Genomic DNA, 24,462 nt, shown 5'->3' with positions numbered 1-24,462 from the left:
ATATATTTTTTAATATCTTAATTTTTATGGCGAAATTGTATTATTTAAGTTTTCGCTTTTAGGTATAGAATACGCGGCTTGTTCATCGATTTTAGACCAGTTTAGGCATAAAGGTTCAACATGTTTGCTGTCCTAGCACGTTTAAGTTTAGTTACTCGTATTCTTATTGCCATTATTCTTGGTTTTATAGTTGCGTATCTATTCCCCAATTCAGCCCAATATTTCATTATTTTAGGCGAGCTTTTTATTAAAGCATTAAAATCCATTGCACCAATTCTTGTATTTGTCTTGGTTCTCTCATCAATTGCTAACTTTAAAGTTGGCGAAGGTGCGAGTAACTTAAAACCAATTCTTGGATTATATGCAATCGGAATGTTACTGGCTGCGATTAGTGCCATTACGATAAGCACGATGTTTCCAAGTACTTTGGTTTTTGCACATGCAAGTGAAGTGACTTTACAGCCACCGGGTAGCGTAGCAGAAGTATTAAAAAATCTACTCCTTAGTTTTATTACCAATCCAATAACGGCTTTACACGAGGCAAATTTTATTGGCATTTTAGCTTGGGCTGTAGGCTTAGGTGCGGCACTTCGTCACGGTTCAGAAACCACTCAACAAGTGATTACAGATATTGCGGATGCGACGAATGCCATTATTCGTGTGGTGATTGCTTTTGCTCCTGTGGGGATTTTTGGCTTAGTTGTTGCAACATTTGCACAAGCAGGTTTAGAGACATTAAAGAACTACGCCCAGTTAATTGCTGTACTCGTTGGTACCATGCTTTTTGTAGCCCTCGTCATCAATCCATTGATTGTTGGTTTTGTGATGCGTAAAAACCCATATCCTTTGGTTTTAAAATGCTTAAGAGAAAGTGGAATCACTGCATTCTTTACCCGTAGTTCTGCGGCAAATATTCCAGTAAACCTTGACTTGGCAAAACGCTTAGGGGTAAATGATACTACTGCTAACGTTGCGATCCCATTAGGTGCAACAATTAACATGGCAGGTGCAGCGGTAACAATTACCGTGCTCACCCTCGCTGCTGTGCATACACTTGGTATTCAAGTTGATATCGTCACTATGGTGATCTTATCTGTAGTTTCTGTGGTAACGGCTTGTGGTGCATCTGGTGTTGCTGGTGGTTCTCTGTTGTTAATTCCCGTGGCTTGTGGTTTATTTGGTATTCCTTCAGAAATCTCAATGCAAGTAATTGCAATTGGTATGGTGATTAGTGTGCTTCAAGACTCAACAGAAACAGCATTGAATTCCTCGACTGATGTCTTATTTACAGCAGCAGTTGATCTTTCTAAAAAGTAATATACAAGGTATATGAATAAAAAGAAGGAATTATGCCTCTACAGTATTTGCCCGTTTGGATTCAACTAGGTGCGTTTATGCTTGCAGTCAATGCAGGCATAATTAATGTGCTTGGTTTGATTACCGTCCTTCATCAATCCATCTCTCATATGACGGGCAATGCCAGTTTATTTGCGCAAGCACTGATTCATCAACAATATGATCATGTGCTTTACCTTTTCTTGGTCATGCTCAGTTATGTGATTGGATCAAGTTATAGTGGCTTTATTTTAGGTAATAGCAATTTTAAACTGGGTCGTAGATATGGTGTTCCACTCAGTCTTGTCAGTGTGTTTATTTTGCTTTGCTGGTTATTTATTCCTTATTATCCCAAATATGCTTTACTTTGGGCAAGTACCGCAATGGGAATGCAAAATGCCATGGTCAGCCACTATAAAGGCACGATTATTCGCACTACACATCTTTCAGGGGTTTTAACTGATCTTGGTCTGGCTTTAGGCTATCTTTTTCGGGGACTCGGTATTGAAAAGCGCCGTGTCACATTACATTTATTGATTCTTTGCGGATTTATTCTGGGTGGGCTGATTGCCAGTATCGTGTATCCTTATTTACAATTAAATTCATTCCTTATCCCTGCTGGATTAAGTTTAATACTCAGCTTAACGTATTGGTTTATTTATTTTCGGCATGGTTCGAAACACATTTAATGGTTGGTTATTGTTATGGTCAAAAACGCATTGCAAGCACAGTTACTCAAAGCTGGCTTAGTGGATAATAAAAAAGCAAAGAAATTGTCAAAGCAGGCACAGCACGAGCAACGTACAGGTCAGAGTAATGAAGCTGAGCTTAAAGCTAAAATTGAACAAGACAAACAAGAGAAAATCAGTAAAGACCAAGCGCTGAATCAAGAGAAACAACGCATTTTAGATGAAAAAGCCTTAAAAGCTTCAATTATCCAAATGATTGGTCAACATAAAATCACAGATACAGATGGCGATGCGGTCTATCAGTTTATCGATGGTTCGGTTAAGAAAATCTATATCAATCAGCAAGTTTATAATGCCTTGGTTTCAGGCAGTTTGGTGATTGCACACGACAATAATGATGCCTACGCAATTTTACCCAAAGCTTTGGGTGAACGTATCAATGAAAAAATGACTGGATTTATTATTGTCAATAATTCTGAGAAGAATGAACAAGTGACAGATGAGGAAGATCCTTATGCTGCTTATGTTATTCCAGATGACTTGATGTGGTAATCCCCTGTTCTATTTTTCAGTTTATATTTTAGAAATTTCATCAGCCTAATGCTTCAATCATTAGGCTTTTTTTTGATTTAAATAAAAAAATTCAGCATTAAATTTATTTTTCATCCATGCACTTTTCCTCAAAATTTCTACATAATTGTGCGTTAATCTTACGCGAAATTACATAAACGGAACGATGCAACATGCACCGTACAAAACTTTACTGGGGTACATTGAGTACTTTAAGCCTTGCAATATTCGCCATCACCTCTGCAAGCCTTGCAAATGATGAAACAATATCTGCAAATAAAACCACTGAAGCAACTCAACTTAAAGAAAATGAATCACCAAAACAATTAAAAACCTTGGTTTTTGCCGCTGAACAAACACCTGCTAAAGATCCTGATATCAGTGCGGTTGCTAAAACCATTGTGACACGTGAAGAAATGCTGCAATTCGGCGATCAATCGGTCAATGATGCTTTAAGACGTGCAGCAGGTTTTCAAATGCCAACACCTGGACAAGGACCACGTGGATCAAGCGGTTCCGGCAGCATGCGTTTTCGTGGTGGTGGCGCACCAGTATTTTTGATTAATGGTGAAGCCGTACAAGGTGGACCACGTGGTGGTATGTCTATTGTTGACTCAATTACGCCTGAAATGATTGAACGAATTGAAATCACCAAACAACCTAGTGTAGCTCAAGCCTCAGTTGCCTCATCCGCAGTGATCAATATCATTTTAAAAGAACCCTTAGACGATGCTCGAATCAGTGGCAATGTTAAATTAGGATATGGCATCACCCAATCGGATCAAAAAGAAGAACAGCGTAAAAATATCAGTGTACAAGCAGATGGGCGTGATGGTGCATGGATTTACAGTGTTTCAGCCAATCAAATGTGGAATGACAGCAAATCAAGCACGGAAATTGAAAATATAAATGGTACACGCCAACAAATACGCACTACCAATCGTACAAATACCATGTTTGCACCACGTGTTGAATATCAAATTGATGATCAACAAAAACTGGTTTCAGAATTTTTTTATCGTAAGAATGAAAGTGATGGCTCTAGCAGTAATCAAGTTCAAAATGATAAAAATGACAGTATTCGTTTAAATACCCGTTATGAGCGTAAAGATAAAGGTGACTCAGACAAAGTCCGCTTGTCTATTGAAAAGCAAAATGAAACTGAATCCACTCGTTCCAATCAATACAGTTCTTATATTGATGAAACTGTGAATGAATACGGCTTAGCGTATGATGGGGTACGCAAGTTTGACGAAAACAAACAAGTAAAATTTGGACTTGATGCGCGTGCTAATGCGCTAGCAAGCAATATTGCTGATACATTAGATGAGCAACGTTACGCACTTTATTTGGAAGGCAGTTGGAAGTTTTCAAAACGTCAAACGCTTACCGTGGGTGCGCGTCAGGAATGGTTAGAACGTTCAGGCTTGGTTGAATACAGTGATCAAAACCTCAGCCCTGTGCTTGCACACCGTTTAGACTTTAACGATCAATGGTCTTTGCAAACCAATGTTAGTCGCGCCTTTAAAAGTCCAAATAGTAACAATCTCATGCCGACTGTTTCCATTTCAACAGATGCTGATGCAGGCTCTATCAATAACCCAGACCGCGGTGGTAATCCCAATCTTCGACCTGAAAAAATCACCGCACTGGAAACAACCTTGGGTTATAACACTACTGCAGGTGGCGTAAATATTACGGCTTTTCATCGAGATATTGATGACTATATCGAAAAAGTGATTCGTCAAGAAGGCACACGCTTTGTTGAACGTCCGTATAACCAAGACCAAGCAACAACCTACGGTGTAGAAATTTCAGGTCGCTATGCTTTAAAACAAACCGAAAATGGTCATTCATTTATGTTGAATGGACAATTATCGACGGTACGCGCCAAAATCGAAGATACCGATCATAATACCCGTTTAGCCAGTGATGTTGCCCCTTATACAGCAAGTACAGGCGTTTCATACAATTACCAGCCTTGGCAATTGGCAAGCAGTATTAATCTAAGCTACACGCCTGAATTTACCCGTGCTTTAGACAATCTTCCCTATGATCGTACAACCAATCAACGTGTAAATGTGGATATTAGTGCGACAAAACGCTTCCCTAAAGGCTGGGCAACAACACTGAGTGCTCGTAATATTTTGAGTACAGACTATAAAGAGCGCTTAAATAGTCAAAGTGATGGTGCTTTATATGAAGCTCGGGTCAATGATGCTATTCCAAGCTTCTTGTTCAGTGTAGAGAAAAAATTCTAATTTTGATTAGCATAGATATATAAATCAAAATCTTATTAATTATTTACTGATAAATAATGAGTAGATAAACATAAATAAGTGATCAATTTAAAAACCGAAGTTTTAAAAACTTCGGTTTTTTTAATCTGATTAAATATAAAAACCACAAATGATAAAACAGAGTAAACAGACGGTTTCTGCGATTTCTATACTGGCACCAATGGTGTCACCCGTAATCCCATCGATTCGTTGAATAAACTTATAGCGTAGATAAATTAAGGTGAGGATAAAAATTGTCGCCGTCACTAAACCAACCCAAACAAAATAACCTGCGCCCAATAAACTGATACCAAAAATGATCATTGCCCAAGTTTTAGGGATATATTGAGCAATCGACCAGCCTAAGCCCTTTTCACGAACATATTCAGTGGTCAGAAATAAAAATAATGGTGTTAAACGCCCTAAAATAGGAAATAGAATCAAAGCAGTATAGTGTTGTTCTTGTAATAACACATACAGTGCAGACCATTTAATCAAACAGATAACAATTAAACTCAGCACACCAAACGGTCCACATGCTGGGTCTTTCATAATTCTTAAGGTATTTTCTTTATCACCAAAGCCACCGACCCAAGCATCCGCAGTATCCGCTAAACCATCTAAATGTAAGCCACCCGTGAGCAAAATCCAGATGACCAGAATAATGGTACTGAGTAAAACTACAGGCAAAACATGTAGAAAACTGGCAACGGCAAACAGAACCAAACCAATCAAAAGCCCAATCACTGGATAAAATAGCAGTGACTGACCATTTTGTTTTGGCGAAGGCATATTTTTTAAATAAACAGGGAAAATCGTTAAAAATTGCAATGCAATAAAAAATGGGGTCATTTATTGCTCTCCAATAACTCTAACTGCATGGTTTCGCTGTCCAACATAAAGCGATTTAATTGCCCAAGCTCAGCAGACATTTTTAAAATATCATCAAGAGATTGTTGTAGCGCCATACATTTTAAAAGCTTAATCACACCACCATGCGTCACAATCAAAGCTGTTTGACTTTGTGTAATCAGCATTTGCTCTTTGATCGCTTGTAATGCTTGCTTAATTCGATACTGAAAATCTAAATATCTTTCAGCATTTGGTGGAGTATAACGTGTCGGAGATTGCCAAAAATTTTCCAATAACTCAGGCGTTTTTGCATAAATCTGCTGTGTTGAAATACCTTCCCAATCACCAAAATGAATTTCTTGCAATCGATGATCTTGCATCAGTGGTATTTGAACTTGTTCAGAAAGTCGCTGTGCAAATGAGAAACAGCGCTTTAAAGGCGAGCTAAACATAAAATCCCATTGCGTTTGCACAGAGGATTGATCATAGGAAATGGTCTGGTGCATTTGTTGCCAGCCCAATTCTGTCAATTCATCATCAGTCGAACCACGCAAAGTATGATTCAGCGTAGTTTCCCCGTGACGTAATAGATCAATCCTCAATTTCATGCATATGCTCTTTTTGAATTATGAATAAATTTAAACTTTCTCGCCAATTACCGCAGCTTCTGCAAAAGTGGCCATATTGTTATGTAAACTACATGCCAACTTAATCACACCCAAGGCAGCACCCGCACCACTGCCTTCTCCCAAACGTAAATTAAGCTTTAATAATGGATCAGCATTCAACTCTTGTAATAGGCGTTGATGCCCATATTCAGCAGACTGATGACCGAACAACATCCATTGTCGAACTTCAGGATTGAGTCGTACCGCGACTAATGCCGCCACAGAACTAATAAAGCCATCGACAATTACAGGCATCCCGAGTTGAGCACAGCGAATATAAGCTCCTGTCATTGCAGCAATTTCTAAGCCACCTACAGCACACAAAACTTTAAATGCATCATTTTCAACATAATTTTTATGTAACTCAAGTGAGTGCTGAATGATATTTTTTTTATGAATCAACTGATCAGCACGAATCCCCGTGCCTACACCTGTCAGTTGCTCAGCAGGTTCATTTAATAAGAAACATGCAATCGCAGAAGCGGAACAGGTATTTCCAATCCCCATTTCTCCAGCAATGTAAATAGAAGCACCCTGTGCAATGGCTTTTTCTACACTCTCACGCCCCAGCGCCATGGCTTGCTGGCATTGTTGCTCAGTCATTGCCACTTGTTGAGCAAAATTGGCAGTCCCTTGAGCAATACTATGACGCTCAACCCCTTGATATTGGTAAGCCTCACCCACTGTGCCACAATCAATGACTTGTAAAGTCGCAGCATATTCTTTAGCAATTACACTGATACACGCGCCACCCGTTGCAAAGTTTTGTAGCATTTGACGCGTTACTGCTTGCGGATATGCTGAAATATTTTCAGCCATTACCCCATGATCACCTGCAAAAATTGCAATCCAAGGTTTATCTACATTCGGTTTTGAGTTACTTTGCAAAGCAGCCAATTGCACGGCGACATTTTCCAAAACAGACAGTGAGCCTGTTGGCTTGGTCAATTGTAATTGACGTTCTTCAGCCTGTTGTTTTGTTTCTGCGTTTGGCACTTTACATGCTTCTAACCACCAATTCATTGTTGCTCTCCATCTCGTATTTTAAAAATTCATTGTTAATCGTTAAAATGCTCAAGTTTATATGATAAAAATCACAATATTTATCCTTTTAATAACATCGGAAAACCTGCGATGCAAAACACTACTTTATCAGCTATTTGACCTAATAGTTGATGTAAACGTCCTGATTCATCAACAAATTTTCGAGTTATTTCACCCATTGGTATAACACCGAGTCCTGTTTCATTGCTAACTAAAACAATTTTAGACTTTAATGTAGGTAGAATTTTCAGCAATTTTTCACATTCGATGCGCTGAAGATTTGAGTCCTCATGCATCAATAAATTACTCATCCATAAGGTTAAGCAATCCACCAAAATCACTTGTTCTTGTTGATCTATTTGTTTTAAACAATCGGCGAGGTAAAGTGCTTCTTCAATCAGCCTCCATGCATCAGGTCGTTGTGCCTGATGGTGTGAAATACGTTGTCGCATTTCATCATCCCACGCTTGCGCGGTAGCAATATAAACAACTTGTAGATTTGAGTCTTTTGCGATCTGTTCAGCTAATTTACTTTTGCCTGAACGCGCGCCACCTAGGATTAATTGCAACATAAATTTGACTCCCAAGATCCATCTGTTTTTTTCGGATTGAGTATAAGCTGATGTAACGTAGCTAAAGGCCCCTGTAAGACTTGTGCTTGATATATACCAAAATTAAGCTGATCAATGCCAATTTCAAAACTTTTTTGATCAATCGTTTCAATAGCCTTAAATATTTGTTGCGCTTTAAACTCAGCTGAATACAAACCTAAGGTGATATGCGGACAATAATCTAAAGCAGCAATTTCTTGGCTTGAATGGGATAATAATTGTCGAATATTGCTTAGGCTATTTTCATGATCTCGAATTTCTATAAATAAAGCACTGCTAAAACTATTTATTTTTCCTGTTGTTAATTTAAAACTATTTAACTGGTTTTGGCTCAAAATTTTAAGCTGTTGTTGAAATTTACTTTGGATAAAATCATCATCAAATTGCTTTTTATCTTCTGTTAGAAAGCCACAAATATACAATGTGATATGAAATTGGCGTGTATTGGGGTGCAATAAATAGTTTGAGAATTTTTCTGTTAAATCGCTTAAATAAGCCAATAATTCAGGATGATGAATTTCGATATACCATAAGGCGTAGTGTTTTCTCCCTTTGTGCCACTCGGGATAATCATGTGTCTCAGTTGGAGTTGTTAAACTTTGAGAATCTAAAAACACATCAAATTCACATTAATTTTAATGCTTCTATTAAAGCACGTAATCATCATGTTTAAATCTTGAATTGACTGAGTGTTGTTCAATTGAAAATAAATTTTATTCAGTCAGATTTTATGATTGCTTGATAAAAATCCAACATAGATTCAAAGTAGTAATCTGCTTTTGCCAGCATAGTCTGATTTGGCGCTTTAATATCCTCAATCAATATCGTTACTCCCCCAGCCAAATCTGCTGAAGTAATCCCATTTTCAGAATCTTCAATCATCAAGCTGTGTTGCGGATTTAGATTTAATAAGGTGCAGGCTTTGTTAAAAATTTCTGGATGTGGTTTACCTTGTATCACGTCATCGCCACAGACCAACAAGGTAAAATAATGATCAATTTTTGCAAGTTTTAAATATTTTTCAGCAATTTTTCGGGTACTAGATGTAGCGACAGCCAATCGGATATTTTGAGATTGCAAATAAGCTAATATTTCTAAAAGCCCAGCTTTCACTGGTACGCCTTGCGACAAAATCATCTCAAGTTCAATTTGTTCAGCACGCTGCTGAATGTGCTGGTAAGGGATATCTTGACCATAAAACTTTTGTGCTAAGTGTTCTGAGCTTAACGCATTAAGCCCTAAACATTGCATCAAATAATCTAAGCTAAATTCTACACCAGAGATTTCCAAAGACGCTTGTTTTAACACATCAAACCTAAGCCGTTCAGTGTCCAGCATCGTACCGTCCATATCAAAAATAGCAGCTTGAATCGTATGTTGCTGGAATTTCACAGTGTTCCTTTTATAAACAGATTAAAAGGGAGAAACCCGTTCTCCCTCAAATTTTATAGCAATCTATTGAATACTATAACATTGTTTCAACTTTAAATAATCATAATAATAGCTGTTTGCTTTATAGCGGGCATAATTACAATCTTTTTTAAAAGCAATCTCTTTTTCGTTATAGAGCATTTTTAACAAAGTCTGCCCTTGCGAATTCTGATAAATATCCCACTGTAAGTTTGCTGCCATCGGTGAGATATCTTCACCACGCCACGCACTATTTGAATAATTAAACGTCTGCGTCAAGGGCACAGATTGCATCATCCCCTTTAACTCTAAGCTGGTGGCTAAAGGGATTATGATTTCAGCATGAGCAAATCTTAATACAGCAACATTCTTTTGTGTATTGCTCATAACATCATCAACTTGTTTAAATAAATCCTGTTTGAGTGATTTGGCAATATCTGTTGTTACAGCTTTGCCTGTATCAAAGCTTGGACCCTTACTATAGAAATCATTGGCATCGTTATATTGCGCATAGAACTTAGCCGCTTCGGTTGGCATATATTTTTTAAAGTTTGTCGCACCAAGCTCGTCTTGCATTCCGCCAGTGATTGAATACAACTCGTACACATAAGCAGCAGCATCTACTGCACTGGCAATGGTATTTTTCCCCTTTCCTTTTTCAGTAATCTGTTCACCTTTAGGGCTTGTTACAGTGAATGATCCTGAATTACTAAAGCTATAGCGAGTTTGACCAATTTTTTGAATAAACGCTGTTTTAAAAATTGGGTTTAATACTTCTGTTGCGATTTTTTGCGCATTAGGATCTGCACTTAACTCTTTTATTTTTTGTTTTAAGTTAACGTCATTCTCTTCAAAATCTTGATATTTTAAACTAGCCGCATAGACTGTTTTGTCTAAATCCGTTTTGACATTGGCCAAATCGTCTTGTGCATTTAAACTATGAAAATACAGATGAAAGCGATTTACCCCGCCATTGACAATACTTGGTATAGAGGTACTGTTGAGGCTTTGATAGCTTGCTGGTGTAATTGCAGTCTTTAAACTTGGTTGCTGTTTCAACAATTCATTGGTAAAAAATTTAGCACTGTCCACCGCACGATCCACACCCGAGCTAACGATCTGTACAGATTTACCTTGTTGACTGGCTTGATTAAACAATTGTGGTAAGCGTTGTAATAAGCGATCTGCAATACCCTGATGTTCTTTAATACCTACAGAAGTTTCGTTGCCATAGCCATATTGGCGTATACCTTCCACCCCATAACCCAATAGAATATTGGCTTTCATCATGGCTTCTAAATCAGCACCCAATTGTTCACCCAATGGCGTTAAGGCATTTTCCTGTTTTGCTTTTAACCACATGTTGTATAAAGCTAAATCATATTTAATACTCGATAAACCTCGTGAACCATGTCGAGCAACTAATTCTGTAAAAACTGCACGATAACCTGCTGGCGTTGCTTCATAACTGCTTAGTTTCTGCTGGGGTTGATAGGGTTGTTTGGTCTGTAAATATAGTGATGTATCAACTTTAGGTGGGACTACAACAGCTGAATTATCATCCTGATCATTATTGCAGGCTGTTAAAAATAGTCCTGAAGCAAAACAAATGATTAGCGAATGTTTAATTTTAAATGGTTTCATCATTGAAATGTCATATTTGATTTAATGCAGGCAAACTAATCAAAGAACATGACACTGGTATGACCATCCTCTATTTATTCCATTTAAAAACAACAAAATAAAAAGACAGTAATAAGAAAATACTAAGCAGTAAATAATATGGGAAAATAATGTTAAGTTGGTACAGCCCTGTGCTCATTAATGGTGCAACAACTAAACTGAGCGCTTGCGCCATGGTGCATAAAGCAGCAATTTTAGTTTGCAAATTTATCGAAACTGATTGTGATGCACCTGTGGTAAATGCAGGCATTAGACATGCCACAGCGATACCATAAAAAACATAAGCCAACTGAAAAATCACGATCTGCTGCGTATAGATTGACAAGATTAGCCCAACCAACATCGTGCTTAATCCGACCATTAAAAGCTGTGTTAAAGACCATTTAAACCATTTAGAAATCGCAATTTGCATCAAAACCGATACAATCCCCACAATCAACAAACATTGAGAAAAATAGAGGGCACTTTGCTGAATATTAAATTGAAATTTATCTTGAATATAAAAACCAGCAGTTAAATTCAGAGTAATAATCGCAATATATAAACTAAATCCGAGGATCAACCAAATCATTGATTTTCTTAGATCATCATCACTCAGACGAACCAATTGCGAATGATTAGAATCTTGCTGAGAAATCTCTTTTTGTAAAACTGTGTCTTGAATATGCTGATCTTCATCAAAATGATAGGTTAAAGGCGAATGGTTTGGAGCATGACTTTTTGAATGTGACTGTTGAGCATTTTTCCCGTTGTGTTGATATAAACCTACTATCAGCATACTCATGACAGTCAAAAGCAATACGGCGAGCCACAAAGGAATCAATATTCCCCAAATAATGAGTAATGTGGTTAAAAATGGCCCTAAAATTAGCCCTGCACTGTTTAAGGCACCAAAGCTTGCCATCTTCTGACTGCGTGTCGTTTCATCTAAATATCGCGTCATCACATAACTTTGTAATGCGATTTGCGGCATTGCCATAAAAAAGCCAATACTGCTTCGTGTAAGCAATAATAAAGTGAAAAGTAGTCCAATTGGCATGCTATATATTAGTCCATAACTTAACACCCCTGAAAATAGTCCCCACGTTATGCTCATTCCAATAAAACCGATACTCAATAAATAATAATGATTTTGAAGATTCGGTTTTTTAGAAATCCACATTGCAGTCAAACTCATCAGCAATGCACTGGCAGACACCATCAGACCTGCCTGAAGCTCTGAGATTTTTAATAGACGAATAAGAGGTGCAAGTAAAGGTAAAATCATGGATAAGCTGATCCCGTTGAGTAACGTTGCCATCATCCAAATATCATTATTTTTATTCATTTGAATCTCCTAAAATATCAGTCTTAACTGATTAGGAAAATTTTTATTGAATTTATATAATTACCCACGCTTCAGTTTTTTCATCGAGATATTACTCAATAAAAAGCCTCTTTCAAATTTTAAAGAGGCTTTATCTGGATTAATACTTCAGCGTATAAGTTAAACCGTAGCTACGACCTTGTGCAGCCAAACTTGAAATGGCGCCGTAGGTAGGCGCAACTGCTTGACTAAACACTGTTTTATAATCTGTATTCCATACATTATAAACGCCAAAGCCTAATCTGCCTGGACCTACTTTTGCACTGGTGATCACATCCATAATCGCAAACCCTTTAATCTCAGCGGGTTTTCGAATACTGCGGTCATTTAATGGATTGACATAGTCTTTAGCGGCCTGATCTGTACCACCAATTGCTAAAGTCTGTACGCGTAAATTGATATTATCTACAAATTGCCATTCTGAAAATAGCGTGCCTTTCAGTGGTGAAACTCGTATAGCATCTAGCTCTTGCCAATCACCGAGTATATTTTTAAATTGACCGCGCGTATAAGCAATAGTTCCTCCCATATTCCACATATCTGAAATTGCATATTTTACATTGGCTTCCAAACCATATATGCGTTCATCGGTATCAATCACTTCAATATTAAAATTTGGGGCAGCATTAAACCTCACAGATTTATCAGAATCATTATAAAAAGCAGTCAGCCCTAGATTGAGTCCCTTTTGCTCTTGTAGACGCCAGCCGAGTTCATAATTATTCACTTTAATCGGATCAATATTATTACTGGTCACAACAAAACTTGCTGGAACATCTCGCAGCATCCGTTGTACGTCGGGAATACTAAAGCCTTGAGAAAAATTAGCAAAAATTTGTTGGGTATCATTTAAGTGATAAACCCCGCCCAAATTAAATAAAGTCGCATTATGTTTTACTTCACCACCTTTTAAACTTTTCGCCGTATAGCTAGGATCGAAGTCAGCGACAATACTTTCAGGGTACGGGGTAGAATCACTGACATCACTATTAATTCGTTCGTGACGCACGCCTGCCTGTATATTTATACGATCCGTAACTGCATAATTCGCTTGAACAAATGCACCAAGTTTTGCAATTTGAACATCTGGTCCCATCGCATAGTTTTTTGTCGCTTGATGATTTAAGCCATTACTCGCAATAAAAGTATTAGTATCATACCTTTGCCCTTCTTGACCATTTTTCTCATTTTCAAAATCTAAACCGTAACTTAGCCCTAAAGCCCGATCTGCAACTTTAAAATCTTTCTGCAAAGCTAAACGTGATCCCCAAATATTAATATCGGTATTGGACTGCATTACAACAGGAATACTTCTAGTAGGAAGAGGTAATTGCGGATGCGGTAAACTTACTGCGGTTGGAAACCATCTTGCCTGCTCTTTACGGTAATAAGCTTCCAAGGTTAAGCTTTGCCCCAATACATCATTATGGTTATATTGGGCATGCGTTGACCAGCGTTTTGTTCTAGATTGGTCTTCAAGTTGTAAGCCTTCTAATGCTTTTAAACTGGGTGTAGCTCCTCTAAATATGACAGATAAACCCTGACCATAATCAGGTCCATAATCACTATCTTGTTCATCATTATAATATTGTGCGCCAACGGTTAAGTGCTGTTGATCTGAAATGTTCCAAGTGAGTTGTCCATTGACATCAAGCGTTTGGGTATCTTGACGATCTGTTTGCGCAACCTCAGGCCCAATACGATCGCCACGACTGTCTTGAATTTCTCCCCGTTTAACATAGCCAACACCCAAATTACCTTTGATGCGATCTTGGTTAAACGAAACATTTTGTGAAGCTTCATAAGCCAAGGCGTCGCCTTTAAAATTATTCCCAGACGTTAGCCCCAGTTTAGTTTCAAAACTTAAAGCTTCATCACCGCCTTTTTTGGTAATGATATTGATAATACCGCCTGTTGCACCTGAGCCATAAATACTCGTTGCCCCAGACACAACTTCTATTCTGTCAATCATTGAAGGAAGAATGCTATTGAGCTGACGCGATCCATCCCGTGAACCTGTTTGTGGTATCCCATCAATCATATATTGCACCACACGGCCACGCATGGTCATACCATAATTAGAAGTTGTACCAGTATTGGGTGTGAGTGAAGGTACCAATAGTCCTAAAATTTCTGCCGTGCTTTTACCTGCATTGGCTTGCTTTTCAATTTCGCTACGCTCAATGCGATAAACGGTCCCAGCAATGTCTGAAATACTTTTTGCAGAACGTGTTGCCGTGACCACGATAGGCGCTAGGCTTTTTACCTCTGCCCCAGTCTTTTCAACCTTTTGAGTCGTGGGCTTTTGCGCATAAATCTGTGTCGCAATAGCCAAACTTAAACACGTCAGTTGTATTTGAATTGATGTTCTTTTCATGATTTATCCCTTACAACATCTCTGATCTTAGAGTTTTTTGTGATTTGGAAATAATGAGTTGTGAGAGAATCAAACTCACTACGGATGCAATAGCTAAAACAATATAAAAATTGCCATAACCTAATGATTTGGCAAGAAAACCTGAGCCAGCCCCGCCAATAAAATAGACCAGCAATTCAAAACACACCAAAATTGTAAAGTCGGTCCCTGCTTGCGCTTTTGAGCTACTCTGCATGAAATATGCATATAAAGAAGTCATTGCGATATAACGAATTGCAAGGAATGCAATCACAAAAATACCCAGCAAAAGCTGCCACTGATTTATCCATCCGAACAGAATAGCGATTCCTAAGAGTCCATATATCAGTGTTCTCACCCAGCCAGCCCATAGCAGTAATTGGGTCGCCTTTCGCTTTTTAAGCAGCAATGCAGCAGAAACGGCTGCAAGCAATCCAACACCAGCCCCTACCACAGACATCAACACACCAATTTGTGAAAGTGACCATTTTTGATCAATCAGCATTGGATTGAGCATTGCCATTGCGGGGGCTTCTACAAAGCGATAACAAACAATTAAAAGTAATGCCCAACGAATTTCAGGTCGTTTAAATGCTCGCATTAAACTCGGTGGGCTTTTCATCATGTGTTCAGTGTTTTTTTCTTGTATTTGAAAAACTGCAAACATCGTCAAAGCGGTTAAGCTTGCTAAACAAATCAGTGCTGTTTGCCATCCATAATATTGATATAGCCAAAGTGTTGCAGCACCACCGAGCATACTGCCAAGTGCAACACCAATGCTTTGCGCCATACTGCCAAAGCGGTAATCTTGTGGTGAAAATGCTTCAACGGTATATCCATCAATGGCAATATCTTGGGTGGCTGCAAAACTCGATATCCATAAACCAATAATGACAAAGACCAGTAACCCATAAGAAAACTGAGTCAATGCAAGCGCAATAATCCCTAAAACCAAAGCAATTTGAGTGAACAGCAACCACGTTTTTCGTTTGCCTAATTTTTTAATATAAAAACGATCAATAAGTGGTGCCCAAAAGAATTTGAAAGCCCAAGGAATATAAAGCAGTGACAATAGCCCAATCCAGCGTAGATCTACGCCTTGATGTCTTAAAATCGCAGGCAATGCCACATTATAAAAATACAAAGGCAAGGCATGAGCCAAATATAAAACAACCACAACACTTAGACTCATGACGGAAATTTGTTGAGTAACAGATGGTTTGGTTAAATTATTTATGCGTTGCATAATAGCCACCTCTGCACAGCCCATTGCAATGCATCAGCACGATCTAATGTCACATAATATGGAACTTGCCATGCAACATGTAGCGCAGGTGTATTGAGCCGTTCTTGATCGGCTTGATCTAAGGCGATCCGTACTAAACCTACACAGTACTTAAAAAAATTGGCTTTATTTTTTTTATACCAATTGGCTTGAATTTGACGGTATTCCTGTGGAAATGTCGTACCTTTTGCACTGCTCATCACCAAAACAAAATTTTGTTGCTGACATAGAAATGTTTCAATTTCAGCCAACCAGAACTGAAATTCAACGATTGAGACATCTTTGCAAAAAATCATCTCTTTGATCTGAATATGTATAGATTGATAACTCATAAGGCAAATTCAACTTATTGGATTTTATATTGTTTTTTTTGTGCTAAATATTGCTGAGATTGGACTAGGTATTCACCAAATTTTTGGTAAAAAGTATCTCTAAAACAATAATATAACATTGCATCTTTCTCTGGCATCCTAAGAATACCCTGATTTTCGTAGCACATTTCTTCTACAACTGCTGCATAGGGTTTAACTGTCGAGTCAGGTTCACCTACAATTTTCAGCGAGTTCGCATGCTCAAAAATATAAAAGTTTAATAAGCGCGCTACTGTTCTAAGATAGCCTTTACCAAAAGCCGATTTTTCACCAAACAGCAAATGCCAGCCCAAGTCCAGTTCATGCGCAATATAATAACGACTTAATCGATCTCGTTTAGCTTCATAGATTTCAGCATAGCCCACATCCTGTCCATCAACTCCAACGATAAATAAACGATGATGATCATCAGCCAATTGTTTTTCAAAATAGACCTTCAGATCTGTTTCTGATTTATTCAGTTGCCACTGCGGAATCACATGTGGTTCATGCATCCATTTGTGTAATAAAGCCATATCATCAGAGTATTTCACTTGACGTAAATAAAACGTGTTGCTGTTTTCATAGTATTCATAAAAGTCTGGCAATTGCTGTGATAACGTTTTCATCACTGTCACCTTTGTTGTATTTGTTAGATTATCGTGCTTTCAATTTGTATTGAATCAAAGTGCTATACAGACACATAGCTAGTCTGCGCGAGCACGGTTTATCATGCAGGCGCAGGCGAAAATTGTGCTATCCAACTGTTTAAGGTTTCTGGGCTTACAGGGTTTGCAATCAAATCTAGAATTACAGGTACGGGGCGTTGTGCTTCATCGTGATAACTGGTGGTAAATAGACGAACACGGTTTAAGCAAACCTTATGGTATTGATTTCTAAACATTGCAAACTTTTCAATTCTTGCTGAATATTCTGGATGCTGTTGATGAAATTCATCTATTACATAGGATACGGTTTGCCAGAATTCAATTTCATGATGTTGTGGGAAATCCTGTAGAAATACATTACAGATATAGCGGTAATGCACCATAAACAAACCCGTAAAAATAAAGTGACTCAGGTCTTGTGCAGAATGTCTCAGTAAAATTTTAGCTTCGTCAGGAAGATCCGCCAATTCAGGAAAATCTTCATCGACAAGATTGATATCATCGATAAAGTCTTTAAGCACCATGGCTTTAGGTATACCATTTTCATGAATTAACATGGTATTTTCACCATGGGGGGAAAATGCAAGTCCGTATTTATAAAGGCAAATCAGAAGCGGCTGAATACTGACGCTAATAAATTGCTTTAGCCAATCCAATGGGGCTAATCCTGAAGCTTGGATAAGCACCGTTAAAATGGAAAGCCCTTGAATATCACGGTGTAATAAAGCAGCTTGTGATAAGACCTGCTGATGATATTCAACAAATGGATCTACACTCTCACGCCATAAACAGCCAAATAATTCTTTAAATTGATAAGGCGCTCCTGCAATGTGATCATAACAAGGCTGCCGAATGGTCAAAGTTGCAATCTCACCTAAAAACACCACACCCGTTTTTTGTAAATCCACATCTTGTTTTAAAATATTTTTTAACCATGCTGTAACAGCAGGTGCTGCTAAGTTGCGTTGAGCAGGCAATCCTCGATAAACGGCAGTATTTAGAATACTCAATGGCAGTTTAATGTAATGACGTTGTGCATATGATGTATTACATAAAGTGCGTATTGACTGCATTGGTGCATAATCATCTTGACCAATTTCAAGTTCGACAATTTTTTGATCTACAATTTCATTGGCATAAGTTGGCACAATCCATTGATGCCACTGCCAAGCATATGCGGGAATGAGATAATAATCCTCTGAGTTTAAAGCAAGACTTTGCATTTTTTCACGGAATTGTCGCAATTCCTGCTGGTCAAACTCATGGCAATATAACTGTCCTGCATACCATTCAGGTGTAGAACGAAACTCTGCCAAATCACGATGCACAGCCAGCCATAACACTTTGACTCTGGGTAAAATCTCAGGCGCTGAGTTCAGATAATCATCATAACCAAAGCCCATTCGCCCCTTGCTCATAATTAACCAAGGATGACCGCGCAACATTGCTTCAATTTGGTAATGCGGTGCAGTCAATGCTGCTGCGCTTGTTAGTCGATTTTCATCCAGTACATGTGCTTCAGCTAACCATGTATTGTTCATCTCTTTAATCAAATAGGCTTTGGTAAAGGGTTTAACTTCAACCTGATTGGAAAAAGCGGCAATAAATTGATGCAAATTCCAAGCAGGCCTTTTCGTATCCAAAGTTAAATCACGTACTGAACCCTCTTGAATCTGCCAATGTCCCAATAAGTACTGTTGTGCATTAAACTGATAAATTCGGTCATCCAATCTCAATTGAAATACATCATCACCCAGACTTTCCGCCTGAATAATTTCTTCATATAAAAACTCAGCGATTGCCATTTCAATTAAGCGCTGGCCTGCACTTCGCCATTGTTGCTGATTAATTTGTAACTGTGCAAAACTCATATGCTGTTCTCAATATTCGAATATCGTTGATGGTTTTGTTGATGCTGAGAATGTTGTGTACTTGGGCTTTGAGATTGAAAATTGACATTTTTAACCAAATCTTCAACATGCTGAGCATGCACATGATGCTGTGTTGTGATATTTTTCGAGATCACTTGGACTTGCGGATTCTGCAAAGGATCAAAATGTTGGAAACATTGAGGGGCTGTTGCTAAGTCATATAGCACATAACCCACTAGCTGATTGGCAATTGTCGCCGCACGATAAGCGCCTAAACCCAAATCAGGTGTGCCAACACCATGACTATGCATATCCATGTTCTGAACAAAAATTTTGCCAATACCAGCATATTCAGCAGCATAATTTGCTGAAATATTCCATTGTCCTTGAGGATTGGTTTTAATCAAGGGCTTCAGTTGCTTGAGAAATTGAAATTCAGGACGGCGATAGCCTGTAGCACAGATCACATAGTCACTGTCTAGACTGAACTGATTTAAAGTCACTCGATCTTGAAAAATCAGTCTAATTTTTCCCTGCTTCGTTAAAACAGCATCAATTAGGTTGGACTGACTGTGCAAATGTGTTGCTAAATCATTTCCAGCAAGATGTCGATGGTAAAGTTTCTTATATATTTCACGAATAGTTTGCGCACTGATTCCTTTATATAAAAGTGACTGTTTACTCAACTGCAAATCTTTATTAAGGTCATCAAAGCAATGAAAATGTTGACTATAGTCTGGACTAAAATGTTCTAAAGCTAATGGTGTATATTCCATAGGGAAAAATCCATTGGCTCGGGTCAGCCAATTGAGATTGAATTTCGGTTGAGACACCTGATCAAATTGATACTGACGATCGAATAAATCTAAAAAGATTTCTGCCGCAGATTGCCCTGATCCCAGTACCACAACATTGCCTTGTAAATTTTTTGGCTGATGCTCTAGATAATGTGCTGAATGTTTACATCGCTCAGGATAGCTTTGAATCAATGCCTGTATACATTGTGGAATATACGGCACATTTCCCGCCCCTAATACAATGTTTCGACAGCGATAGCGCTGATAAATCCCCGCTTGAAAAACGAGAACTTCAAAGCCATAGGATTTGGGTACAATTTCTGTGACTACAGATGAATATTGAATATGTTCAATTTGATCTGCAACCCATTGGCAATAATGATTATATTCTTTACGAGGGATATGTGGATGTTCCAAAAAATAGAACTTATAGAGTCGCTGTTGTGCTTTTAAATAATTGAGAAAACTAAATGGGCTGGTCGGATCTACCATAGAGACTAAATCAGCCATAAAAGGCACTTGCAACATTGTGTTTGGAAGCTGCACTCCTGCATGCCAATCAAACTGAGCTTGTTTTTCAAAAAACAGATATTTTAGCTTTGATTTTTGTTGTAACAAGCTGGCTAAACTCAAATTAAACGGTCCTAAACCCACAGCAATAAAATCAAGCATAAATTGCATCCTTTTGTTTTAGACATAAAGGATTTGGCAACTGAATATAAATTGATTGCTGTTCTACAGGTGCAATCAGTTCATCCAGCTCATATAAACGCGTGAGTAAATTCCCTTTATATGGCAAGGTTGGTTGATACAATAAGCCTTGTAATAAACTACTGTCAGGATACTGTTGATATAATTCCATCAATTTATCTTGCAATAGATCAATAAGTTGCTGTTCTGAAACACTCCCTGTTGCTCCAATTGCGTTGATCATGCCAAATAAAGTATTAGCAAAAAAATAATAGCTAAACCTTTCATCAACCAAAGTTTTTGGCCCAACAGCCTGCGCTTTTCCATCAAGTTCCGGGTATTCTTTTAATATTTCAGTGGCGTATTCTTTGATGTAATAAAAACCCTGATTGTCCCTTAACCATAAATTTTGAGGATACGCATTTTCCAATTCGACCAGTACATTTTGCTGATGTGACTCAAATGCCATGCCATAGTGATGGTATAGATACATCATGGGGACTAAACTGATCGCTAAAAATCGCTCAAACCAATTTAAAGCAATTTTTTCTATACTTAGCTGCGGTTCTGCCTGTGCAATTTGTTCAAATAAATAATCAAAGCGATTTAATTTTTTTGCTGGATGATCTTGGCATAAGGAGGCAATACATGTCACTTGCTGCTGTCGATCAAAGGGTTGATCTCTAAAAATACAAATCGTTTCATTGACAATTGTTCCGTCAATGATTAACGCAGTCCATGCGGGGTCATGAATTGCTTTCAATGTAGGACAAGATTTTAAAATCGATTGACCCATTGACCCCTGCCAAAGTTGACGCGTGATTTCTCCACGATGACATTCTTTGGCCAAATTGACTCGGATAGAGTTGGTAATCATCACGGATAGTGAAAGTTTCACCATCCACGGCGCTGAATAGCTGACCAATGTTCTGACGGATGTTGTTGCGGAAAAATGCCAAGCCTTTTCACCAAAATCAATTAGTTTTTTTTTGGCTTTTAACTCTTTATACCAATCTTTGCTCTGTAAATAACGTGCTTGCCATGGATGCAGTGTCAATAATTTATAGCTTGAATGTGTATGAATTAAATCTAATTCTGCTTCGCTCAAATACCATTGCATATGCTTGATGAGTTGAGTCGTGATTGGCTGATCTGATGTCGTACTTTCTGCCAGATATTCTGGTGCAACTAACCAGTAATACAGTTGTGTTTGACCTTTATGTTCTGGTGAGAACTTTAACCAATCTTCATGAACAAAACCTGTGCGACTCTTTGGCGCTGGATGCATACTATGCCCAAGAATCAAGGCTTGTTCTGTCTGGATAAAATCTTGTTTTGCTTGAATCAATTGGTCAAAATCATATTGACGCTGCTTTAAAAACTCAGCTAAAGCATCTCGGCTTTGTATCCATTTTTCAACCAATGATGCTGAATCTAAGGATTCAACAGAATTTCGTAGCAGCTCTTCTAGAAGTAAGCACACCATCGCAATTGGACTAAACCTTTGCGCTTGTCCTTTATTAAAAATCTGCGGCAGTTTATCTATTCGATGCCGCCCTACAAGACTTCTATACGAAAGCGGTACATATAATTGGGATTGGATGGATTCCAATGGAATCATTAACAAGGTCAAGCCTTGGCTAAACGCAAGTTGTGTAGAGTTTTGCTGATATTTCTCCAGTAAAATTCTACTTCCTGTTTCTTGTGAGTATGCATTGATTAGGTGCTGCATCGCCAATCGGCTGGCAAGCTCTTTCATCTGACCATATCCTCTGTACAAGACTTTTTACTGCACTAAAAAGATCTAGAAATTTGATTTATGTTTTTCTTGGATCGTGTAGCTCTGCTTAACACAAAATAATGATAATCATTCTCATTTGAGAATGCAATGTTATACCCTGCTTGTCTATACAGGTTTAACACTATGATTTGTGAAAATTTATGATGAATTGGTCTTTTTCTTATGGTTTATATTTTAAAATTTTCAATTGTAATAAATGATAATATTCTCATTTAGAATTGAGAAATTTCATCGAAATTTTCATTTTAAGAGATTATTTAGCAAGTTTTATTGATCTACAACTTCACTAGCAGATTTTAATCTAAGGCTTATTTATTGATTTATTGTGATATTTCTAATGGAAAAATAAAAAGTAGGTTTAACGATATCCGTGAATTGTGTCGCTTCTTTAAAATGCTATTTCATCTAGATCTTGTCGAAGCAAATCTGACCCAATCAATCAGAGCGATACGGTTTAGCAAAAATTTTGTCCAAAGCTAATATAATATCGCTTGTTTATTTTGGTGAATGCCAAAGTAACTGAGGTACAAAATTACAAGTCTGATCTAACCAACACAATTTTTCTTTACGATCCAATCGATCATGAGCACCCATGAGGTGTAATACATATCGATCTAGGTCACTGGCATCAATTGGTTTTTCACTGACTATTCCTTTAGTCGGCATATGATCATACCAAATAATAATTGGAATACGGTAGCCAGCTTCAGTATTTGCACTATGCCCAGCATAGTTTTTAGCATGCCCGACTTCATTGCCATGATCAGATAAAAAGGTAAAAGATCTAAAATCAGATTGAGTGGAAATTAAAAGATCGAATAACTTTGCAACAACCCAGTCTTGGTAAAGTATGCTGTTATCGTATTCATTGCGTTTTAACTGAATTAAGTGATTGATCTCATTTCGTTCAAGTTTTTCTTCAACCTCATCATTGCTAGAATCATTAAACTTAGAAAATTGCTCTGGGTAGCGCAACTTATAATTTGGATGTGAACCAATGAGATGCAAAATAATCAATTTACGAGGATCTGGGTCATCCAATGCAATTTTATAAGCGGGCAGAATATTTTCATCTAATGACGTGCTACTACGACCTGACTTTTTATTGATAAAAACAGCTTCATCTGCAAATGAGGCAAAAAGTGAAGAGATATAAACATCATCTTGGTTACTAATCCAATAAACTTTAAAACCTGCAGCCTTAGCGTATGCCATAATATTTTCAGGGGCATGATCATCCATTGCATTTCGCGTACCATCATTAAACAAATAACGTAAAGATTGGATAGTAGATGATGCTGGCGAGTAACCACGACAAAAGACTTTGAATTGATCACTCCGTTGAGTTAGCTCAGGTGTTGTATTTCGTGGATAGCCACATAATCCAAAATTAAAACTGGTAATGCTGTCAGTTAAAACTATGGTATGTGTCTGCCTTTTATTCAATTGACCACTAAAATCTAAGCGCTGTTCTGCATTCAATGTCCATTCTTTATGTATCTGATCATGCTGTAGAATACGCTGTTTGAAATCTTGAATTTTGCCATAGTATCCATACCAAAATGGCAATGGATGTAAAGCAATTGAAGGCTTAATCGCATAGCTGGCAGTACACAGTAGAAATAACAAACCTATAGCATAACGTCCTAATCGATGTACTTTCTGATCATGGAACTCACGCGTATTAAAATATTTAAATAAAATAAAAAAATATAAAATCAAAGCGCTTAAAATCAAGCCAACAATTAGAATAAAAAAGCCAAAATGCAGTTGAAAAAATTCTAAACTTTCATTCAATGTTGTATTCGCGATAGATTCAATAATTGAATATGCTTCAGCGTCACTATTGAACAACAGCCAACTTACTGAGAGTAAGCTGGTATGAAATATAAAAATAAACCACCAAATGATTGAAAATAATTTCCAAAATAAATTTGGTTTTTTTGTGGCTTGAAAACACAACCAACACCCTGGTAGTGATAAAAATGCCAAACGAACACTATCCGACCAACTCCCAGCTAAACCTAATAACAGTAAAGTGATCAGTGGTAGTGCAAGTAGATACGGTATAAAAAACATGCGTTGCCAGCTTACTGGT

At 37.8% G+C, this 24,462-nt stretch carries 20 protein-coding genes; 4 read left to right on the top strand and 16 right to left on the bottom strand.

Going from position 1 to position 24,462, the window contains the following annotated elements; all coding sequences use genetic code 11:
- Positions 1 to 120: 120 nt before the first annotated feature.
- The 4 genes from sstT (at position 121) to ACQ7EO_RS10345 (ending at position 4,855) form a co-directional block, all read left to right on the top strand.
- Entirely contained in the window at positions 121 to 1,317 is a 1,197-nt protein-coding gene (sstT, locus tag ACQ7EO_RS10360; RefSeq protein WP_314340250.1) for a serine/threonine transporter SstT, read from the top strand.
- 32 nt (positions 1,318 to 1,349) lie between these two features.
- Positions 1,350 to 2,024: a YoaK family protein gene (locus tag ACQ7EO_RS10355; protein ID WP_004821751.1), complete on the top strand. Its 675-nt coding sequence runs from the start codon at positions 1,350 to 1,352 to the stop codon at positions 2,022 to 2,024.
- A 15-nt stretch (positions 2,025 to 2,039) separates the two neighbouring features.
- On the top strand, positions 2,040 to 2,576 hold the full coding sequence (locus ACQ7EO_RS10350; protein ID WP_004821753.1) for a DUF2058 domain-containing protein: 537 nt from the start codon (positions 2,040 to 2,042) through the stop codon (positions 2,574 to 2,576).
- 191 nt (positions 2,577 to 2,767) lie between these two features.
- Complete coding sequence (locus tag ACQ7EO_RS10345) at positions 2,768 to 4,855, top strand: TonB-dependent receptor plug domain-containing protein (RefSeq protein WP_434279535.1); 2,088 nt, start codon at positions 2,768 to 2,770, stop codon at positions 4,853 to 4,855.
- A 129-nt stretch (positions 4,856 to 4,984) separates the two neighbouring features.
- On the opposite strand, the gene ACQ7EO_RS10340 is transcribed toward ACQ7EO_RS10345, so the two are convergent.
- From ACQ7EO_RS10340 to ACQ7EO_RS10265, 16 genes are all read right to left on the bottom strand, one after another.
- Positions 4,985 to 5,725, bottom strand: a complete 741-nt coding sequence (locus ACQ7EO_RS10340; protein ID WP_034616781.1) for an adenosylcobinamide-GDP ribazoletransferase — start codon at positions 5,723 to 5,725, stop codon at positions 4,985 to 4,987.
- A complete protein-coding gene (locus tag ACQ7EO_RS10335; RefSeq protein WP_004821760.1) occupies positions 5,722 to 6,333 on the bottom strand; it encodes a histidine phosphatase family protein in 612 nt (203 codons plus the stop codon). The genes ACQ7EO_RS10340 and ACQ7EO_RS10335 overlap by 4 nt, the downstream gene beginning before the upstream one ends.
- Before the next feature lie 30 nt (positions 6,334 to 6,363).
- On the bottom strand, positions 6,364 to 7,416 hold the full coding sequence (gene cobT, locus ACQ7EO_RS10330; RefSeq protein ID WP_314340256.1) for a nicotinate-nucleotide--dimethylbenzimidazole phosphoribosyltransferase: 1,053 nt from the start codon (positions 7,414 to 7,416) through the stop codon (positions 6,364 to 6,366).
- Positions 7,417 to 7,496: 80 nt separating this feature from the next.
- Complete coding sequence (gene cobU / locus ACQ7EO_RS10325; RefSeq protein WP_434279534.1) at positions 7,497 to 8,009, bottom strand: bifunctional adenosylcobinamide kinase/adenosylcobinamide-phosphate guanylyltransferase; 513 nt, start codon at positions 8,007 to 8,009, stop codon at positions 7,497 to 7,499.
- Positions 7,997 to 8,665, bottom strand: coding sequence for a 2'-5' RNA ligase family protein (locus ACQ7EO_RS10320; protein WP_434279533.1), 669 nt, complete (start codon positions 8,663 to 8,665; stop codon positions 7,997 to 7,999). Before ACQ7EO_RS10320 ends, cobU begins: the two co-directional genes overlap by 13 nt.
- A 100-nt stretch (positions 8,666 to 8,765) precedes the next feature.
- Positions 8,766 to 9,440: an HAD family hydrolase gene (locus ACQ7EO_RS10315; RefSeq protein ID WP_434279532.1), complete on the bottom strand. Its 675-nt coding sequence runs from the start codon at positions 9,438 to 9,440 to the stop codon at positions 8,766 to 8,768.
- A 63-nt stretch (positions 9,441 to 9,503) separates the two neighbouring features.
- Entirely contained in the window at positions 9,504 to 11,102 is a 1,599-nt protein-coding gene (locus ACQ7EO_RS10310) for a histidine-type phosphatase (RefSeq protein WP_434279610.1), read from the bottom strand.
- A 70-nt stretch (positions 11,103 to 11,172) separates the two neighbouring features.
- Complete coding sequence (locus tag ACQ7EO_RS10305; protein WP_434279531.1) at positions 11,173 to 12,468, bottom strand: MFS transporter; 1,296 nt, start codon at positions 12,466 to 12,468, stop codon at positions 11,173 to 11,175.
- Between the two features lie 139 nt (positions 12,469 to 12,607).
- Complete coding sequence (locus tag ACQ7EO_RS10300) at positions 12,608 to 14,884, bottom strand: TonB-dependent receptor (protein ID WP_434279530.1); 2,277 nt, start codon at positions 14,882 to 14,884, stop codon at positions 12,608 to 12,610.
- 10 nt (positions 14,885 to 14,894) lie between these two features.
- Positions 14,895 to 16,148 carry an MFS transporter gene (locus ACQ7EO_RS10295; protein ID WP_434279529.1) on the bottom strand — a complete coding sequence of 418 codons (1,254 nt, stop codon included), beginning with the start codon at positions 16,146 to 16,148 and terminating at the stop codon, positions 14,895 to 14,897.
- A complete protein-coding gene (locus ACQ7EO_RS10290) occupies positions 16,136 to 16,519 on the bottom strand; it encodes a hypothetical protein (RefSeq protein ID WP_434279528.1) in 384 nt (127 codons plus the stop codon). Before ACQ7EO_RS10290 ends, ACQ7EO_RS10295 begins: the two co-directional genes overlap by 13 nt.
- A gap of 14 nt (positions 16,520 to 16,533) precedes the next feature.
- On the bottom strand, positions 16,534 to 17,166 hold the full coding sequence (locus tag ACQ7EO_RS10285; RefSeq protein ID WP_434279527.1) for a GNAT family N-acetyltransferase: 633 nt from the start codon (positions 17,164 to 17,166) through the stop codon (positions 16,534 to 16,536).
- Between the two features lie 101 nt (positions 17,167 to 17,267).
- Positions 17,268 to 19,076: an IucA/IucC family protein gene (locus ACQ7EO_RS10280; RefSeq protein WP_434279526.1), complete on the bottom strand. Its 1,809-nt coding sequence runs from the start codon at positions 19,074 to 19,076 to the stop codon at positions 17,268 to 17,270.
- Complete coding sequence (locus ACQ7EO_RS10275) at positions 19,073 to 20,545, bottom strand: lysine N(6)-hydroxylase/L-ornithine N(5)-oxygenase family protein (RefSeq protein ID WP_434279525.1); 1,473 nt, start codon at positions 20,543 to 20,545, stop codon at positions 19,073 to 19,075. Before ACQ7EO_RS10275 ends, ACQ7EO_RS10280 begins: the two co-directional genes overlap by 4 nt.
- Positions 20,538 to 22,322 carry an IucA/IucC family protein gene (locus ACQ7EO_RS10270; protein ID WP_434279524.1) on the bottom strand — a complete coding sequence of 595 codons (1,785 nt, stop codon included), beginning with the start codon at positions 22,320 to 22,322 and terminating at the stop codon, positions 20,538 to 20,540. Before ACQ7EO_RS10270 ends, ACQ7EO_RS10275 begins: the two co-directional genes overlap by 8 nt.
- 537 nt (positions 22,323 to 22,859) lie before the next feature.
- Positions 22,860 to 24,443, bottom strand: coding sequence for a phosphoethanolamine transferase (locus ACQ7EO_RS10265; protein ID WP_434279523.1), 1,584 nt, complete (start codon positions 24,441 to 24,443; stop codon positions 22,860 to 22,862).
- Positions 24,444 to 24,462 lie beyond the last annotated feature (19 nt).

The organism is Acinetobacter sp. CE-15 (genome assembly GCF_051059255.1).
Lineage (GTDB): Bacteria > Pseudomonadota > Gammaproteobacteria > Pseudomonadales > Moraxellaceae > Acinetobacter > Acinetobacter guillouiae.
This window is presented reverse-complemented; position numbering and strand designations above follow the sequence as displayed.

What these genes read in the sequence shown, in the direction of transcription:
- sstT (WP_314340250.1), top strand. Translation starts at nt 121, where the DNA reads ATGTTTGCTGTCCTAGCACGTTTAAGTTTAGTTACTCGTATTCTTATT.
- ACQ7EO_RS10355 (WP_004821751.1), top strand. Translation starts at nt 1,350, where the DNA reads ATGCCTCTACAGTATTTGCCCGTTTGGATTCAACTAGGTGCGTTTATG.
- ACQ7EO_RS10350 (WP_004821753.1), top strand. Translation starts at nt 2,040, where the DNA reads ATGGTCAAAAACGCATTGCAAGCACAGTTACTCAAAGCTGGCTTAGTG.
- ACQ7EO_RS10345 (WP_434279535.1), top strand. Translation starts at nt 2,768, where the DNA reads ATGCACCGTACAAAACTTTACTGGGGTACATTGAGTACTTTAAGCCTT.
- ACQ7EO_RS10340 (WP_034616781.1), bottom strand. Translation starts at nt 5,725, where the DNA reads ATGACCCCATTTTTTATTGCATTGCAATTTTTAACGATTTTCCCTGTT.
- ACQ7EO_RS10335 (WP_004821760.1), bottom strand. Translation starts at nt 6,333, where the DNA reads ATGAAATTGAGGATTGATCTATTACGTCACGGGGAAACTACGCTGAAT.
- cobT (WP_314340256.1), bottom strand. Translation starts at nt 7,416, where the DNA reads ATGAATTGGTGGTTAGAAGCATGTAAAGTGCCAAACGCAGAAACAAAA.
- cobU (WP_434279534.1), bottom strand. Translation starts at nt 8,009, where the DNA reads ATGTTGCAATTAATCCTAGGTGGCGCGCGTTCAGGCAAAAGTAAATTA.
- ACQ7EO_RS10310 (WP_434279610.1), bottom strand. Translation starts at nt 11,102, where the DNA reads ATGAAACCATTTAAAATTAAACATTCGCTAATCATTTGTTTTGCTTCA.
- ACQ7EO_RS10305 (WP_434279531.1), bottom strand. Translation starts at nt 12,468, where the DNA reads ATGAATAAAAATAATGATATTTGGATGATGGCAACGTTACTCAACGGG.
- ACQ7EO_RS10300 (WP_434279530.1), bottom strand. Translation starts at nt 14,884, where the DNA reads ATGAAAAGAACATCAATTCAAATACAACTGACGTGTTTAAGTTTGGCT.
- ACQ7EO_RS10295 (WP_434279529.1), bottom strand. Translation starts at nt 16,148, where the DNA reads ATGCAACGCATAAATAATTTAACCAAACCATCTGTTACTCAACAAATT.
- ACQ7EO_RS10290 (WP_434279528.1), bottom strand. Translation starts at nt 16,519, where the DNA reads ATGAGTTATCAATCTATACATATTCAGATCAAAGAGATGATTTTTTGC.
- ACQ7EO_RS10285 (WP_434279527.1), bottom strand. Translation starts at nt 17,166, where the DNA reads ATGAAAACGTTATCACAGCAATTGCCAGACTTTTATGAATACTATGAA.
- ACQ7EO_RS10280 (WP_434279526.1), bottom strand. Translation starts at nt 19,076, where the DNA reads ATGAGTTTTGCACAGTTACAAATTAATCAGCAACAATGGCGAAGTGCA.
- ACQ7EO_RS10275 (WP_434279525.1), bottom strand. Translation starts at nt 20,545, where the DNA reads ATGCTTGATTTTATTGCTGTGGGTTTAGGACCGTTTAATTTGAGTTTA.
- ACQ7EO_RS10270 (WP_434279524.1), bottom strand. Translation starts at nt 22,322, where the DNA reads ATGAAAGAGCTTGCCAGCCGATTGGCGATGCAGCACCTAATCAATGCA.
- ACQ7EO_RS10265 (WP_434279523.1), bottom strand. Translation starts at nt 24,443, where the DNA reads ATGTTTTTTATACCGTATCTACTTGCACTACCACTGATCACTTTACTG.